General features: G+C 49.0%; 15 protein-coding genes. 11 read left to right on the forward strand and 4 right to left on the reverse strand.

What is annotated here, in order from left to right:
* Positions 1-32: 32 nt before the first annotated feature.
* Positions 33-1,592, reverse strand: a complete 1,560-nt coding sequence (locus tag M1D61_RS19915; protein WP_458120301.1) for an HD domain-containing phosphohydrolase — start codon at positions 1,590-1,592, stop codon at positions 33-35.
* A 255-nt stretch (positions 1,593-1,847) separates the two neighbouring features.
* Here M1D61_RS19915 and M1D61_RS19920 point away from each other — a divergent pair, with 255 nt between their 5' ends.
* Positions 1,848-3,323 carry a potassium/proton antiporter gene (locus M1D61_RS19920; protein WP_458120302.1) on the forward strand — a complete coding sequence of 492 codons (1,476 nt, stop codon included), beginning with the start codon at positions 1,848-1,850 and terminating at the stop codon, positions 3,321-3,323.
* Between the two features lie 102 nt (positions 3,324-3,425).
* On the opposite strand, the gene M1D61_RS19925 is transcribed toward M1D61_RS19920, so the two are convergent.
* Together M1D61_RS19925 and M1D61_RS19930 are read right to left on the reverse strand one after the other, a co-directional pair.
* Positions 3,426-4,349, reverse strand: coding sequence for an anti-sigma factor domain-containing protein (locus tag M1D61_RS19925; RefSeq protein ID WP_458120303.1), 924 nt, complete (start codon positions 4,347-4,349; stop codon positions 3,426-3,428).
* Positions 4,342-4,923 carry an RNA polymerase sigma factor gene (locus M1D61_RS19930; protein WP_458120304.1) on the reverse strand — a complete coding sequence of 194 codons (582 nt, stop codon included), beginning with the start codon at positions 4,921-4,923 and terminating at the stop codon, positions 4,342-4,344. Before M1D61_RS19930 ends, M1D61_RS19925 begins: the two co-directional genes overlap by 8 nt.
* Positions 4,924-5,123: 200 nt before the next feature.
* Between M1D61_RS19930 and M1D61_RS19935 the strand changes: the two genes are divergently transcribed.
* The 7 genes from M1D61_RS19935 (at position 5,124) to M1D61_RS19965 (ending at position 11,074) form a co-directional block, all read left to right on the forward strand.
* Positions 5,124-5,288 (forward strand): hypothetical protein, encoded by a 165-nt coding sequence (locus M1D61_RS19935; RefSeq protein WP_458120305.1) that lies wholly within the window; start codon positions 5,124-5,126, stop codon positions 5,286-5,288.
* Between the two features lie 393 nt (positions 5,289-5,681).
* A complete protein-coding gene (locus M1D61_RS19940; protein ID WP_458120306.1) occupies positions 5,682-6,164 on the forward strand; it encodes a copper amine oxidase N-terminal domain-containing protein in 483 nt (160 codons plus the stop codon).
* A 294-nt stretch (positions 6,165-6,458) separates the two neighbouring features.
* A complete protein-coding gene (locus tag M1D61_RS19945; RefSeq protein WP_458120307.1) occupies positions 6,459-6,941 on the forward strand; it encodes a stalk domain-containing protein in 483 nt (160 codons plus the stop codon).
* 932 nt (positions 6,942-7,873) lie between these two features.
* On the forward strand, positions 7,874-8,569 hold the full coding sequence (locus M1D61_RS19950) for a response regulator transcription factor (RefSeq protein ID WP_458120308.1): 696 nt from the start codon (positions 7,874-7,876) through the stop codon (positions 8,567-8,569).
* A complete protein-coding gene (locus M1D61_RS19955; protein ID WP_458120309.1) occupies positions 8,562-9,650 on the forward strand; it encodes an ATP-binding protein in 1,089 nt (362 codons plus the stop codon). Before M1D61_RS19950 ends, M1D61_RS19955 begins: the two co-directional genes overlap by 8 nt.
* A 98-nt stretch (positions 9,651-9,748) precedes the next feature.
* The gene (locus M1D61_RS19960) at positions 9,749-10,618 is read left to right on the forward strand and encodes a M15 family metallopeptidase (protein WP_458120310.1); all 870 of its coding nucleotides are present in this window, start codon (positions 9,749-9,751) and stop codon (positions 10,616-10,618) included.
* 60 nt (positions 10,619-10,678) lie between these two features.
* A complete protein-coding gene (locus M1D61_RS19965) occupies positions 10,679-11,074 on the forward strand; it encodes a VanZ family protein (RefSeq protein ID WP_458120311.1) in 396 nt (131 codons plus the stop codon).
* A gap of 347 nt (positions 11,075-11,421) precedes the next feature.
* Here the strand turns inward: M1D61_RS19965 and M1D61_RS19970 are convergent, their stop codons facing one another.
* Complete coding sequence (locus M1D61_RS19970) at positions 11,422-11,730, reverse strand: MTH1187 family thiamine-binding protein (RefSeq protein WP_458120312.1); 309 nt, start codon at positions 11,728-11,730, stop codon at positions 11,422-11,424.
* 338 nt (positions 11,731-12,068) lie between these two features.
* Here M1D61_RS19970 and M1D61_RS19975 point away from each other — a divergent pair, with 338 nt between their 5' ends.
* The 3 genes from M1D61_RS19975 (at position 12,069) to M1D61_RS19985 (ending at position 15,926) form a co-directional block, all read left to right on the forward strand.
* Positions 12,069-14,198 (forward strand): anaerobic ribonucleoside triphosphate reductase, encoded by a 2,130-nt coding sequence (locus M1D61_RS19975; protein ID WP_458120313.1) that lies wholly within the window; start codon positions 12,069-12,071, stop codon positions 14,196-14,198.
* Positions 14,198-14,698, forward strand: a complete 501-nt coding sequence (gene nrdG, locus M1D61_RS19980) for an anaerobic ribonucleoside-triphosphate reductase activating protein (RefSeq protein ID WP_458120314.1) — start codon at positions 14,198-14,200, stop codon at positions 14,696-14,698. Before M1D61_RS19975 ends, nrdG begins: the two co-directional genes overlap by 1 nt.
* 397 nt (positions 14,699-15,095) lie before the next feature.
* Positions 15,096-15,926, forward strand: a complete 831-nt coding sequence (locus M1D61_RS19985) for a TerC family protein (RefSeq protein ID WP_458120315.1) — start codon at positions 15,096-15,098, stop codon at positions 15,924-15,926.
* The last annotated feature ends 329 nt before the right edge of the window (positions 15,927-16,255 follow it).

Here is a 16,255-nt window from a genome sequence, read left to right on the forward strand (position 1 = left end):
CTGCAGTATATACACTGCAGGCCGAGGCCTGATCATAAGATCAGGTCTTTTTCTTTGCGTGGAACATTGATGTTGTCAGTGTTGGGAACGACCGGTCTGGTTTCCCGGGTGCTGTAATAATGCTCGATAAACAGCGTCGCCAGCTGCGGGTCCCACTGGGTACCCCGTCCTTCTTCCAGAATGGAAATCGCTTTAGCCTTGGGCATTCCTTTACGATACGGGCGGTCTGAGGTCATCGCGTCAAAAGCGTCCGCTACCGCAATAATACGGCCGAACAGCGGAATATGGTAGCCTTCCAGACCATCCGGATACCCGCGTCCGTCAAATCGTTCATGATGGGAGCGTACTCCCGGCAGATAGGGACGCATCGCATCCGCAGGCTCGACCTGACGCAGAATACTTTCGCCCATTTCCGGATGCTTTTTGATCTGGTCGAATTCTTCATCGGTCAGCTTGCCATCCTTTAGCAGGACGGAATCCTGAACGCCGATTTTGCCGATATCGTGCAGCAGCGCCGTTTTGCGCAGCTGATCCAGATCATAGGCACAGAGTCCGGCACGCTTGCCGATCGTGACCGCATAATCGGCAACACGCAGGGAATGACCGGCCGTATACGGATCACGGGCATCCAGCGCTGCCGCCAGCGTAGCAAAATAACTGTCCAGCAGCAGCTGATTGCGTTCGTCCCGCATTTTGAGACCCTGTGCCATATGGTTAAATCCCGAGATAAGCAAGGAGAAATCATCAGAGTAATAATCAAGTGCATCCGCACTGAAATCGCCTTCCCTGATCCTCGACATCGCATTGTACAGGTTATTGATCGGATGCTCCACATCACGGGCGAGCAGCAGCGCACCCACAATACTGAAAGCGATACTGACGGCAATTACAAGACCTGCCCATCTCCAGTACTCCAAAGCTTCAATACCTGTCATTTCTTGCAGACGAATCTGGGCGGCCAGACTGAACAGCATAATCGGGAATACCCCGATCAGGAAAATGCTCAGCTGGAACTTCCGACGAACCGTCAGGTGAATTTTGCCCAGCAGCAGCGTTTCTTTGCCATAAAGGGCTTTGAGCCGTTCCTTGACCGCGATCAGCACCGGCCGAATCGCCGAGGACGTCAGGAAAAATTCGATAAAAGCGTGCATGCTGGCGACCATCAGCGCCCCGGCAATGCCGATCCACAGATAATATCCCGGCATAATGATCCATTCATAACGAATAGCAATCACGAACAGGATCATAGACGGGACCGTCAGACCCAGAAAATGCGGCAGCATAATCCGGTACATCGACAATTTGGGAAAACGGTGCAGCTGCGTATACGCCCGTTCCAGCTGCTCTTCCGTAGGGTTTTCTTCACGCATGGCATCGCGAATCGGCTGGATATGCCTGCGGAATACCATTCCTTCCACCAACAGCATAATCATAAATGCGACCAGCATAATGCTTACCATGCGCACGTTCTGCATGACCGGCGCATCGACCGTGTTCCATACGAGCAGACCGCCGACGACCATAACCGCGATTAACGATCCCAAAATATAGTTAAATAATACCTGACGGAGAAATTTTCGATATTCATTCACTGATGTCTCCTCATTTCTCAAGCTTTTGTCTGCGGTTACGAGGCATATGTTCCGTTTCATTTATGATCTATTTGGATTACATAGTTTAGGGAAAGTATTGTATTTCCTTCGATTTTGTTTCGATCCATGATCATCTTAACCTAATTCTTTATTTCGGATTTTACTGGTCAAAAGTTGATGTTACACTCTATATTTATTGCATACAATTTATTTTGGTATGATTTTACATATTGATATTTTCTGAGGGGGCTATTTATGCAAGCTATCGATCTTACCAGTAATCTTATCCTGCTGCTCGGTACACTGCTGCTGCTCGGCGTCCTCTCGACCAAATTCTCTTCACGCTTTGGCATGCCGGCACTTGTCTTCTTTATCGTAGCCGGGATGATTCTCGGCCGTTTTATTTATTATGACAATGCGTTTATTACCCAGTGGTTTGGCGTACTGGCCCTGGTCATTATTCTGTTCGAAGGCGGTATGCAGACCGACATGAAGCTGATCAAACCAGTGATTCGGCCCGCTCTGTCGCTGGCGACTATCGGGGTGCTGCTCACGGCTTTTGTTATCGGCTATTTCGCCCATCTGATTCTCGGCGTCAGTCTGCTGGAAGGCATGCTGTTCGGCTCCATTGTCGGCTCGACCGACGCAGCGGCCGTGTTCTCCGTCCTCGGCAACAAAAATGTACGCAACAAACTCACTTCCACCCTGGAAGTGGAATCCGGCAGTAATGATCCGATGGCGGTTTTTCTGACGCTGATGTTTATCGAACTGCTGAACAACCCGGAGACCAGCGTATGGGGCGAAATTCTGTCCTTTGTCTGGGAAATGGGATTCGGCCTGGTGCTGGGGATTATCTGCGGCAAGCTGGCTATCTTTCTGATTAATAAAATCGATTTTGAGACGTCCAGTCTCTATCCCGTGCTCGCTGTGTCCAGCGCACTATTCACCTATGGCGTGAGTTCGTTGACGCAGGCCAGCGGCTTTCTCGGCGTCTATGTAATGGCGCTCGTAATGGGTAATTCCGATCTGACCTACCGCCGCACGATTCTACAGTTCAATCAGGGCTTCGGCTGGATTATGCAGATTCTGATGTTTGTCCTGCTCGGTCTGCTCGTATTTACCGATCAACTGATCTCTATCATCTGGCAGGGTCTGGCTCTATCGCTGCTGCTGATTATCGTCGCCCGTCCGGTCGGCGTGCTGCTCTCCCTGCTATTCAGTCAGTTCTCTTTCCGCGAGAAGACACTGCTTTCTTGGGCAGGGCTGCGCGGAGCCGTACCGATCGTACTCGCTACATACCCGCTGCTGGCCGGTATCGAGCATGGCCAGCTGTTCTTTAACGTTGTGTTCTTTATCGTGCTGACTTCCACGCTCATTCAGGGAACGACGATCGCTCCGCTCGCCGAGCGGCTCGGACTGACCGAGAAGGTACTGGATCAGCAGCCGTCGATTCTGGAGCTGGTCGCTACCGGGCGCACCACGTCCGAGATTACCCATATGACACTGACCGGTCGCAGCCGGATGATCCACCGCGAGCTGCAGGAGATTGATCTGCCGCCAAGTGTACTGATTACCGCCGTACTGCGCAATGAAGAGATTGTCACACCTCGTGGAGATACCGTTCTGCTGCCCGGAGACAAGGTCTATCTGCTCGGTCCAAAAGCCAAACGTGAAGATATCCGCCGCCTGTTCACCGGTGAACGGGTTCCGGATTCATCCGGCGCTTCCTGAACATCAAGCGCGAATTATAACCCTGAACACAGCAAAAGCAGCGTCCCCTGACAGGATACGCTGCTTTTTTACCATGGACTACCTGCTCGGCAGGTTATTCAATTAACCTTGATCCTGAATACTGGCTGCGAGAATAACCGGCCCGCGCGGCTGGCTGCCCTTCTCATCCGGCTCCAGCGTAATGGCTACCGTATCATATCCCTCCGGTTCAAAGGTATAGTACATCGCGCCCTTGCCGTCGCTTGCCCAGAAGGTTCCGGCGCTCTGTTTGACATCGCCCTTAATGAGCCATACCTGGAAAGCCTCCTTGCCTTGGAGCTTCGGCAGATTATCCGCCTGTACCAGCAGATGCGTACCTTTGTCATCAATGACGATCGTAGCCAGTCCCTGTGCCACAATATCCTTGGCTGCCGGACTCAGCTTGACCGCTTCATCCACGCGCGCTCCCTGCGTCGGCATCGAGACGGTCGCCAGCTGCCCCTGCAGACTGTCCTTCTGACTATCCGCAATCGCGAGCTGCTGCTGCAGATCCTGAACTTGCCCCTGCAAGTTACCGGCATACAAGCCTGCAATAATCGCTGCTGCTGCCGTTATGGCTGCTGTGGCACGCCAGAATATACCTGCTTTTGGTTTTGCGCCGGAATCTGATCGCTGCCGGTCTTGTGCCACTGATGCAGCGGTCGACGGCCGCGCAGCCTCCTTTTGTACCGCTGCCGGTATCGTGCTGGGTATGGCATCCTGATAGGCCATCGGCGTACCCTCGGCTGCGCTGCTGCTGCCTGCCTCGTTACTGCTGCCCAGTACCCGTTCCAGAACACGGTTCTTCATGCCCTGCGGCGGCTCCACAATCTCGGAAGTCAGCGGAAGGAAACCGATAATATCCTGAAGCTCTTCTACGGCTGTACGGCATTCATCATCCTGTATCATATAGGCTTCAAACCGCTCCTGTTCTTCACGATCAAGACCGCCAAGCACATACATTTCGACCATATCCATCATATCGCTTTTTTTGTAATCGTTACTCATATGCGTTTCCCCCCTTTACCGCTTCAGCAAGCTTGTTATGAAGCTGCCGTATGGCAAGGCGTACCCTGCTCTTCACGGTTCCAAGCGGAATGCTGAACTTTTCAGATACTTCATGCTGAGTCAGTCCCTGGAAATAGATCGACTCAATCACCTGCTGCTGCTCTTCCCGCAGCTCCATCATAGCCTCACGTATACGCTGTCGTTCCCAATTCAGCGATACCTGCTCCTGTACATTTGTTTTCGTATCCGGTAATACCTGAAGTGCCTCATCACCGGCCGGATCGGCTGTAGCACGGGATGCTTTGCGCCGCAGCATGTCTACTGCTATATTACGCGTAATGGTGAACATCCATGTCGAGAGCTTCCCCTGGCTCCGATCATAACGTTCCGCGTTATTCCATACTCTTAGAAATAATTCCTGAACAACCTCTTCCGCAGCCATCGTGTCGTGTACGATACGATAGGCAAATGAGTATACGGCCCGCTCATAACGGTCATATACATGCTCCAATGCGTCGGTGTCCTTCTCGGCAATACGCCGCATGAGTTCTCTATCATCAGTTATGTCATTCATCCAAGGGCTCCTTTCCCATTCCCTTATATTATAGCGTTCGCAGGAAATATTGCGATGGATGACTTTTCGCAATATTTATTTTCTGTCATTCAAGGCGCGGCGGCTCTCTTTTATTATCCTTATTTTCGGGTAAACGTTATTATTTGCAGCCATTTCCCTTATACTTTTTATTCCGTTTATCCCGCAATTCGGCAGTTGGCTTGATCCGTTATGCCGAACAGACGATATGGTTTGCCATACATCTGTCTGCTCATTACAACCTGAAGGAGTATGGCGGAATGTACAAATCTTTACTGTCCAGAGTCAGTATTCTGCTGATGGCTATTATGCTGATTTTGCCGACAGCAGTCGGTGCGGCTGCATAATGACTGATATCCCCTCTCGGCTTACTGATACTTCCTGTATCTGCGGCTTATTCTGCATATATTTACCCCGCACCTCCATAATTCCGGGTATATTCTCCCTGCTCTGCCAAACTGGAATCTGTTTCCATAGACTTAGGTCTTCTTATAGGGGGAAGCGTATAAATCCACCTTTTTTGGTACTATCTGATTAACTACTCCATAATAGGTTTATACAATACATAGACAGCAAGGTAACAAACTTGATCTCCGGGCTCTCCGCCCTGGCTCCAATAGACCAGCACGGCCGGCAAAGACCGAAAGATCCACTTGACTACTTTAACCTGATGATAGCGCTTTAATTTTACTCATCCTTGTACAGACAAAATAATACATTAGACAAAGGAGCAATACACAATGAAAATGAGAAAACTGATCGCACCTGTTCTAGGACTTTCCCTGTTACTGCCGGCTGCTGGCGCATTCGCTGCCGAAGGAACAACTGCAGATTACAATCCCGAGCTGAAAACAAGAGCTATCCAGTTCAATCTGGGCAGCAAAATGTACATGGTTAATGGTCAATCCATGAGCATGAGCATTATGCCTGTCGAATACATGGGTACTACATATGTACCGCTGCGCTACCTCGCCAACAACGCCAACATGAGAGTTTCCTATGACAAGGCAACTTCCACGACATGGCTCGACACAGGTATCCAGCGTTATGAGTTCTGGGCGAACTCCAAAGTATACAAAGTCGACAACATGCGCAAAGGCATGAACGACATGGTCATTTCCAGAAATGGACATGTCCTCGTACCGGTTCGCTGGTTCGCAGACAACTTTGAATGGAATCTGACTTACGACAACGGTATGATCACTCTTACCAAAACGTACTAATCCGCCCATTCTTCATACTTCATACTACGGCGATCAGGATCGAATACCATCGTTCCCTGTCACGCCCTTACAGCCCTGACTGCTTGTTATAGCGGTCAGGGCTTTTGCATGCAAAATATATTATAAAAGTTTACAAAATTGTATCTTTTTATGTCAAAAACTGATTGAGCGGTTTATGCCGGGTTTATTAATTAATGATTGATCAAGAATACGTTCTGCTGTCCATATTATTTTTCATGCTGCCATGTTTTCCAAGGCTTTTCCAATCCCATGATTTGAAAAGGAGCTGTGCATATGAAACTCAGAAAATGGATCGTCCCTGCTCTGTCCCTCTCTCTGCTGCTGCCTGCTGCCGGTGCTTTTGCCGCCGAGACGACCGCTGACCAGAATCCGGAGCTGCAGACCAAAGTTATTCAGTTTACGGTTGGCAGCGATATGTATATGGTTAACGGACTATCCGAACCGGTGGATACCGAGGCTACGGTGTATAACAATGTAGCCTATATTCCGCTGCGCGATCTGGCCGACAGCATGGATGGCGCGACCGTATCCTACGATGCAGCCACAGGTACGACTTGGCTGGACACCGGGCTCGCCCGTTACGAATTCTGGGATAACAGCAGCCGTTACAGAGTCGACAATATGGAGATGAGAGCGGATGCGCCGATCATTTCCAGAAATGGTCATATACTTGTTCCTGCTTCATGGGTAGCCGATACGCTTGATTGGAAACTTGTTTATGAAAATGGACTGGTGACCTTGTACAAACGCTATTAATGGCTATTCTCTTATATACTGCGCTGTCTTTGATGGTTCGGACCGGGTTTATTTCCGGAGATCACCATTTCGCCAGCTAACAACAGGCACTCTCTACGGGGAGTGTCTTTTTGTTGGGAACAAAGCAGCTTTATAGCTTTTAACTTTATTATTTAATAATACAGGTTATATTGTAATTATTTGACTTTCAATTCAATTTATTATATGATAGAAGAGTTGTTTTTAACCCTCGGTTTTATCCTTCGCAAATTTTTCCGGGTGCTGCCGGAATCATCCCAAATTTCTTTTTTATCCCAACACATTTGAAATTTGACGATCTGATTCACACTGGCGCGGTCATCGGAGCCGCAAGGACAGAAGAGAGGTAGGGCTTTTGTTGTTTTGGATTTAACGTATGCAGACACACACCATCTCATAACAGGTTGCCTCTGTATACACAAAGCAAGCGAACCAAAACCGTCCCCGTCTACACATTTCACTTTCACCGCACACGGGGTTAACGGGTTAACGATAGCTGCAGTTAAGCAGCCATATGAACACCGGAGAGCAGATCTACGCAATCTGACTCTGTAACTAAAGCAGTACATTTTGCACCATACGGCATCCCAACATGCCATCCGCAAAATCCGGCGACATCAATACACAAATTGTTGAGCATGAAGCAATTCACATATGGCTCGTAAGCTGCATAACGGCTTATGGCATTCAGTAAAATCAAACATAAGACGCAATACCAAGATCCCCGGCGGAATCACTCACACAGTGTTTCTGCCGGGGATCGTCCAATTTATGGGGTTATAATCTGTTGTCTCCCCCTCTCTTCTGTACTCTCCTTTCATAATTGAGGCGGACAGTTTGCTTTCCGCGTCGTATCTGTTACATTCAAAATAGATCGTGCTTTGATACCATCATATACAGGGGTGAAATGCATCATGAAGCGAATTACGATTCTGATTGCCGATGATGAAGCAGAGATCGCCGATCTGGTCGCTTTGCATCTGCAAAAGGAAGGATATCAGACCGTCAAGGCACTGGATGGGCAGTCCGCACTGGATGCCGTTCAGACCCAGGCGATCGATCTGGCGGTACTCGATATCATGATGCCTGGCATGGACGGCTATGAAGTCACCCGCAGAATCAGGGAACATCATCATATGCCGATCATTTTCCTGAGTGCCAAAACATCGGATATGGATAAAATTACAGGCCTGATTACAGGGGCAGACGATTATATGACCAAGCCGTTCAATCCGATGGAGCTGGTGGCACGGGTCAATTCCCAGCTGCGGCGCTCTCTGCAGTTCAACCAGTCTGCGCCTGCGCAGCGTAGCATATTGGAAAAGGGCGGGTTGATCATTATGCCGGATCAGCACAGTGTGACACTCTACGGCAGACCGCTGGAACTGACGCGCAAGGAATTCGATATTCTGTATCTTCTCGCCAGCCACAGCAAACAGGTATTCAGCGCAGAAAGCATTTTCGAACAGGTGTGGGGAGAGACCTATTACGAGAGCGGCAATACGGTAATGGTCCATATTCGTACCCTCCGCAAAAAGCTCGGGGAAGATCTGGACAAGAACAAATTTATCAAGACGATCTGGGGCGTGGGGTACACGTTCAATGACTAAACAAAGAAGTTTCCGCACGACCATGATCCTGCTGCTGGGCTTAAGCATGCTCGCTTCCGGCGCCATCACCTATGGCGTCTACAAACTGCTGCAGGCCTATTATTCGGGCGTACGGGCGGAAGATCCTCTTGCCCAATACCGCCATTTTATGAGAAATATCGGGGATATTTATTTTTTCCTGCTGCTGTTTATTCCGCTCGCCATTTTGTTTTTCTTCTGGTTTACCAAGCCGTATGCCGCCTACTTCAGGGATATCTCCGCAGGCATCAGCCATTTGGCAAATGGGGATTTTCAGCATCGGGTACAGATTTCTTCCCGGGACGAGCTGGGCATGATTGCCGAAGATGTGAATCTGGCGAGCGAGAAGCTGCAGCAGGCAATCGAACGGGGAGATTTTGCCGAAAACAGCAAAGATCAGCTTGTTGTCAATCTTGCACATGATCTGCGAACCCCGCTGACCTCGGTACTGGGCTATCTCGATCTGCTGATGAAGGACGATCAGCTGACCGAAGAGCAGGTACGGCACTTTACAACGATCGCCTTTACCAAATCCAGACGCCTGGAGAAATTGATCGATAACTTGTTTGAGATTACCCGCATGAATTATGGCATGCTGACCGTACAGAAAACGCAGCTCAATCTGAGCGAACTGCTCAAACAGATGAACGAGGAAATGTATCCCGTCTTTGAGAAAAATCATCTGATCACCCGTGTGAAACTGGATGCCGACCTGGTCGTCTCCGGTGATGGCGAGCTGCTGGCCCGTGTATTCGAGAATCTGTTAATGAATGCTTCGCGTCATGGCAAAGATGGAGTATACGTGGATATTCATGGATCACGGGAAGAGGATCAGATCGTTATTCAAGTGATCAATTACGGAGGACATATTCCTCCCGAGGATCTGCCTTACATTTTTGATATGTATTATACGGCTGATCGGGCACGTACTCCGCAGGAAGGCGGAACAGGACTCGGCCTATTTATCGCCCGCAATATTGTGGAACAGCACGATGGCACCATTTCGGTTCAGAGCGATGTCGTACGTACCCTGTTCGAGGTGCGCCTGCCCGCATTGTCATGAGTTCCGATATGAAATTTAAGAAAAACTTTAAAAATGCCCCACTTTTTCTTTAATCCCTTTCCCCTATTCTGGATAGTATACAGAGGAGGGGAACACGGATGAAGAAAAAGTGGTTTTTTGCGTTAGGCATCCTGTTGCTCTGTTGTATCATTGCCGCCGCAACAGCCGTATGGATTCAGCACAGGGAATGGTTATCCATTGATACGGAAAATACAAAGCAGGACGGTTGGAACTATACCGTCCCTGTAACCAAAAATATAGAGAGTCTGGTACATCAGGGGAACTTATTGCTGATCAACAATCAGTATCCGATCCACCCGGAAGGCGTCAAGAACGATATTGCAGTTGTTGCCAAGCAGACTGATCCGGAACAACACTACGGGTTACTGGATCGGAAAATTATGCTGTCCCGGCAGGCGACAGAGCAGTTCCAGAAGATGACCGCAGCGGCTGCCAAAGAAGGCGTCCATTCCTTCCTTTTGAGCAGCGGCTACCGTAATTGGGACAAGCAGGACGAGCTGTACCGGGAAAAGGGAGCTGACTATGCACTTCCTGCCGGTCACAGCGAGCATAACTTCGGATTGTCTCTTGATATCGGCTCCACTCTAACAACGATGAACGAAGCGCCGGAAGGAAAATGGCTGGAGCAAAACGCATGGAAATACGGCTTCATTTTGCGTTATCCGAAGGACAAGGTTGATATTACGGGTATTCAATACGAACCATGGCATTTTCGGTATGTGGGACTCCCGCATAGTGCCATTATGTACAAACAGAATATGGTGCTCGAACAATACCTTGATTTTCTAAAAGAACAGCAAGAAATTGCGGTCGAGCTGGATGGGCATGAGTATCATATCCGCTATTACCATGCCGCACCCAACACGACGATTTATGCCCCGCTGCAGGGTTCTTACGAAATATCCGGAGATAATAGAGAAGGAATTATTGTGACCGCCAAAAAATAACGGCCATATGCCAGGAGAGGAGTCCTACATGAATCATCCTACACCGCGCAGCAGCCCGATTTGATCTATACGCGAACGGTTAACCTGATACCCTTCCAGGAAATTTCAAGAGACTGGAATAGACTATCCCTGCATCCATCGCACACCTCTATCCAGCTGATCGGTAATGTACTCGCCTTTATTCCGCTGGGAATCTTCATTCCTGTACTGCTGAAGCGCCGGTTATTATCAGCTGTTCTGGTACTGCCGCTATCTCTTCTTCTTAGCCTGGCTTATGAGGTGAAACAGCTGTTGACGGGCATGGGCATATTCGATGTGGATGATTTGATGCTCAATACGGCGGGCGGGAGAATCGGGTACGCTGGTTTTGCGGTGATCGTCTTTTTCGTCCAATGGTTCATCGGTACCCATTCGGCTCCGACAACCACCCAACACACTTCCAAAAGCGGAATTTGATCACAGAACAAAAAAAGGGACTCCATCATTCGCAGCTGATGGAGTCCAAGATATAGTAATTCAAAAGGGGTTATTACATACATTGTAGCCTGCTCATCTTAAAATAACCTGAGAGAAACCTGAAAGAAACATTAATTTTCGATTTTTAGGTATCTTCTTTTATAATATTAGGCAAAAAAAGTGAACGCCATGGTCGCAGTCCATGGCGTTCAAGTCGTTTATATATATTCAAAAGGGGTATGCACTTACTATAACCGGGTTATCTTAAAGGTTCATGAAGTACACCTAAAAATCGCATTAATTTTGCCCTGGCCTATTAAAAAGGGATTGACTCTGCTCCATTTTGCTTAGGAATCAGCCAGCTTCTGCTGAACCGACTCGATTTTGTACTGGGCAGATGTCGGATGATCCCGGCGGTCGTCGATCTTGACTGAAGTGGATACACGCCCTGCTCCCTCGTCAAACGGACACTCATGCAGAGCCAGAATCGCCTGCATCACATCCTTGATATCTCCTTCGATAATCGTGCTCATTGGTGTTAATTGAAAAGTAATTCCCTGCTGGCTGTTCAGCACGCGCTGCATCTGCGCTACATACGTACTTAGGCTTGTACTGCCTGTTCCGATCGGAATAACCGTTACTTCTGCAATTGCCATATAATCTCCTCCTCGGGTGAAATACGTTTATTCTCTTATATTAAACCTGTTATGTCCTCTTTCCAACCGCATCTGCTGCCAAAGAGGTATTCGTCTGCTTCTGCTTCGGATGAACAGGCTGCCTGTCCGCGCTGCTCTGCCATATGTGCGAATTTCACGTATTTGCCTTTTTCCTGTCACGTAATCTCCATTTCCAGCAATGCTTTTTTCGCTGCATTTGTCAATATATTGGGTCATATCATCATAGATGCATCTATATATAGAATAAGATGAACTTCTGCTGCCTTTAGAGCCAGCAGAACGGATTCCATACTTATATCGGGAAAGGATGATGATTTATGACCATATTGCGACCTTCCTCTACTCCTCAGCCGGTTATATCGGCTGCTGACCCTTCGGATTCATATGCCCATCTGCTGCCGCTTGCAGAGCTGGGAGATCATATTATTCACGGCGAACACGAGTCCGCCAGAGAAAATGCCAACCTGAACGGAGACAGTTTCTCCGGCAAAATGAGCCGTCTTGGCAGCGAATATGCCCGCTGGTATACGCGCCAAAATGTACTGCCTGAATCTGTATTTCAGGCTGTCCGGCAGAACCGCATCTATATTCATGACCTCGATCATTATGCACTAGGAACGACTAACTGTATTTTTATCCCTTTTGAAAAATTGCTGCGGAACGGATTCAGCAGCGGCAACGGCAGTCTGCGCACTCCCAATTCCATCATGACCGCCATGGCACAGGTGGCGATTATTTTCCAGTGCCAGCAAAATGCCCAGTACGGCGGCGTGGCTGCCAACAAGCTGGACTATGATCTCGCTCCCTATGTAACCCGCTCTTTCCGCAAGCATCTGCGCAAAGGGCTGCGTTACTTTGCATCTGCAACAGCCAATGCTTCCGGTCCTGAAGATCTGGAAGCGATAATTCTAACAGCCTACATAGGCGATGAGCAGCTGGCTGCAGATTATCCACAAGCATATGCGTATGCAGTCGAAGAGACTCGTACAGAGACGTACCAGGCGGCAGAGAGTCTGATTCACAACCTCAATACGATGTCCAGCCGGGGCGGCGGCCAGATTCCATTTACCAGCATCAACTACGGTACCTGCACATCGCTCGAAGGACGATTGATTGTGCAGAGTCTGCTGGCTGCCACTGTGCGTGGACTCGGTCATGGGGAGACACCGATTTTCCCGATTCAGATCTTCAAATGCAAGCAGGGCATCAATCAGCAGCCGGGCGATCCCAACTATGACCTGTTCCTGCAGGCGGTGGAATGCTCCTCCCGGCGGCTGTATCCGAACTTTGCCAATCTGGATGCACCGCTGAATGCAGAATACATGATTCCCGGAGAGCCGGATACCGAATTTGCCACCATGGGCTGCCGCACACGGGTCGTAGCTGACCGGTTCGGACGCAATCACCTGTCCGGCAAGGGTAATCTCTCGTTTAATACGATTAATCTGGTGAAGCTGGGGATCGATCACGGCATTTACCGTCAGGCCGGATCTGCTGCTGATCATAATCACACCAATAGACAGCAGGCAGATAGCATTCATGGCAGCATCAGGCTCGCCGGTACCGTTGCATCCCCCCGTTCATCGGGCACGGCTGTACCGGATGAACAGGGATTCTACCGCGCTCTGGATGAATGTATCGCAATTGCAGCCGAGGGACTGCTGCATCGTTACCGGATTCAGGCCATGCAGCCTGCCAAGGCCTCCGACTTCATGATGCGTGAAGGGGTATGGGAAGGCGGAGACCAGCTGCAGCCGGACGATCAGGTGGGCGGCTGTCTCAAGCATGGTACGCTGTCGATCGGATTTATCGGTCTGGCCGAATGCATGAAGGCTCTCTACGGTGCCCATCATGGCGAAGACGAGCAGGTGTACGAGCGTGCCCTCTCCCTGATTACCTATATGCGCGAAGCCTGCGATGCGCTGAGCGAGCGGCATAATCTAAACTTCTCGCTGATGGCGACACCTGCCGAAGGATTATCCGGCAAATTCGTGCAAAACGATCGCCAACTGTACGGGTTGATCGAAGGCGTGACCGACCGGGAGTATTACACCAATTCGTTCCATATCCCGGTCTACTATCCGGTAACCGCTGCACGCAAAATCCGACTGGAGGCGCCTTTCCATCATTATTGCAATGCTGGCGCCATCTCCTATATCGAACTGGATGGCAATGCACGCCAAAATCCGGAGGCGATGACCCGGATTATCCAGTATGCGCTGTCCTGCGATATTAGCTATTTCAGCATCAATCATCCGATTGACCGCTGTACCGCCTGCGGGCATGAAGGCATTATCGGTTCGCATTGTCCGGACTGCGGTGCTTCCGAACAGGAAGTCCATATCGCACGACTGCGCCGGGTGACGGGATATCTGACCGGCGATTACCAGACCCGGTTCAATCCGGCCAAACAGGCCGAAGTACGCGACCGACTGAAGCACAGCTGATGAATATTTGCGGTTATATTCCCGAGTCGATCAACGAAGGGCCCGGGCTGCGGGCTGTTGTCTTTATCAGTGGGTGCACTCACCGCTGTCCCGGCTGCTTCAGCCCGCATACATGGTCTTTTCAGGCGGGCAAACCATTTACTGCGGAGCTCCAGCAGCAGATTATCGAGGAAATAGCGGACAATCCGCTGCTCAGCGGTCTTACCATTGCCGGTGGCGATCCTTTTTTCTCCGCGGCAGAAGTATCCGCATTTGTATCTCGTGTTCGTGCGGCTTTGCCGGATTTCTCCATCTGGATCTACAGCGGATATACGTGGGACGAAATAATTCAACACACTTCTCCTGAATACATGAAACTTTTGCAATTATGCGACGTATTGGTAGATGGTCGCTTTGTTCAGCAGCAGCGGGATGTCTCCCTGCTCTATCGCGGAAGCAGCAATCAGCGCATTATTGATATTGCCCGCAGCTTGATCAGTGGTCAGCCGATCACCATGTGATTTGGAATTGAAATTTGTTATGACTGTGTATTTTTTCTATATCATAATAATACTGGAAATAAAAAGATTGACTTTTGCGATTGAATTGCATATGATTTCCTTAATGCAGATTGAATTTGCAAAAAAAATTATTGTTTTATCGGGCTCCTTTACCGGTATTAACTTCATAATTCTATTCCTGTTAAAGGGGAGTAGCTGTACAGGCACAGTCGTCATTACGGGTGAATAACCCCGGTTCTGCCTGGCAATGATTAACAAACATTGTTAGCGAGACCTTTACCACAAATTGGTGAAGACCCGCTATTTTTTGGGAGACCTTTACCTTTGTGGTAAAGGTCTTTTTTAATACACGGTTCAGTCATCTGACCGGAATATACTATATTTTAGGAGGAGTCTCATGGATGCAGCTTTGTTGTTAGAGTATGGCTGGGTATTACTCGTGTTGATTGCGCTGGAAGGTCTGTTGGCCGCAGATAACGCGCTCGTGCTGGCGATCATGGTAAAACATTTACCGGAAGACCAGCGAAAGAAAGCTTTGTTTTATGGATTGTTCGGAGCCTTTGTATTCCGTTTCGGCTCTCTGTTCCTGATCTCCTTCCTCGTCGATGTATGGCAGGTTCAGGCGATCGGTGCTCTTTATCTGTTGTACATTTCCATCAATCATATCGTCCGTACGATTATCTCCAAACGGGCTGGAACCGAGGAAGCTGCCGAGGAAAAAGGCCCTATAGCCAATCCGAAAAAGCAGTCCGGTTTCTGGATGACCGTATTCAAGGTCGAAGTTGCGGATATCGCTTTTGCCGTCGATTCCATTCTGGCGGCGGTAGCGCTGGCAGTAGCCCTGCCGGCGAGTGGACTTCCACCAATCGGCGGTCTGGATGGCGGACAATTTATCGTCATCTTCCTGGGTGGTCTAATCGGATTGATCATTATGCGTTTTGCCGCTTCGTTCTTCGTCAGACTGCTGCAGGAACGTCCGGGCCTGGAAGTGGCTGCATTCGTAATCGTCGGTTGGGTCGGTATCAAGCTGACCGTTATTACCCTGGCGCATCCGGCTCTGGCTATCCTGCCTGAGCATTTCCCGGAAAACTCCATCTGGAAGCTCAGCTTCTACGTGGTCCTCGTCGCTATCGCACTGGCTGGCTGGTTCCTGTCCAGTAAAGTAACGATCACGGAAGATGAAAATGCTGTAAAAGAAGTAAAACAAGAAATCAAAGAAGATCTGTAAACCCGATACCATCGTCTGGCCGCAAGTGATAGGTGATAATTTTTTCCCGGTGTTATTGCATCTCTAATCACCGCCAGAGCGAATGCCTATTCTTGCAGACCTGTAAGAGCGAAGCCTCCATTTGGAGCTTCGCTCTTTTTTGTATGAAAATTCCAATAAACCTTACATAGATAGAAATCCTAATTAAATTACCATTATTTTGAATTATCTATTATAATTTTCAATTTATGGTCGAAATAATAAATATATGAGCTTGAATCGGTGAGTACTTCAGAATTTTATATGGAATATATTCCAAATTATAGGTGTATAGAGGGTTTTATTATATA

This window comes from Paenibacillus sp. Z6-24, assembly GCF_054161335.1.

Excerpts from the sequence above, each read along its gene's own strand:
- M1D61_RS19920 (WP_458120302.1), top strand. The coding sequence starts at position 1,848 with ATGCAAGCTATCGATCTTACCAGTAATCTTATCCTGCTGCTCGGTACA.
- M1D61_RS19925 (WP_458120303.1), bottom strand. The coding sequence starts at position 4,349 with ATGAGTAACGATTACAAAAAAAGCGATATGATGGATATGGTCGAAATG.
- M1D61_RS19930 (WP_458120304.1), bottom strand. The coding sequence starts at position 4,923 with ATGAATGACATAACTGATGATAGAGAACTCATGCGGCGTATTGCCGAG.
- M1D61_RS19940 (WP_458120306.1), top strand. The coding sequence starts at position 5,682 with ATGAAAATGAGAAAACTGATCGCACCTGTTCTAGGACTTTCCCTGTTA.
- M1D61_RS19945 (WP_458120307.1), top strand. The coding sequence starts at position 6,459 with ATGAAACTCAGAAAATGGATCGTCCCTGCTCTGTCCCTCTCTCTGCTG.
- M1D61_RS19950 (WP_458120308.1), top strand. The coding sequence starts at position 7,874 with ATGAAGCGAATTACGATTCTGATTGCCGATGATGAAGCAGAGATCGCC.
- M1D61_RS19955 (WP_458120309.1), top strand. The coding sequence starts at position 8,562 with ATGACTAAACAAAGAAGTTTCCGCACGACCATGATCCTGCTGCTGGGC.
- M1D61_RS19960 (WP_458120310.1), top strand. The coding sequence starts at position 9,749 with ATGAAGAAAAAGTGGTTTTTTGCGTTAGGCATCCTGTTGCTCTGTTGT.
- M1D61_RS19970 (WP_458120312.1), bottom strand. The coding sequence starts at position 11,730 with ATGGCAATTGCAGAAGTAACGGTTATTCCGATCGGAACAGGCAGTACA.
- M1D61_RS19975 (WP_458120313.1), top strand. The coding sequence starts at position 12,069 with ATGACCATATTGCGACCTTCCTCTACTCCTCAGCCGGTTATATCGGCT.
- nrdG (WP_458120314.1), top strand. The coding sequence starts at position 14,198 with ATGAATATTTGCGGTTATATTCCCGAGTCGATCAACGAAGGGCCCGGG.
- M1D61_RS19985 (WP_458120315.1), top strand. The coding sequence starts at position 15,096 with ATGGATGCAGCTTTGTTGTTAGAGTATGGCTGGGTATTACTCGTGTTG.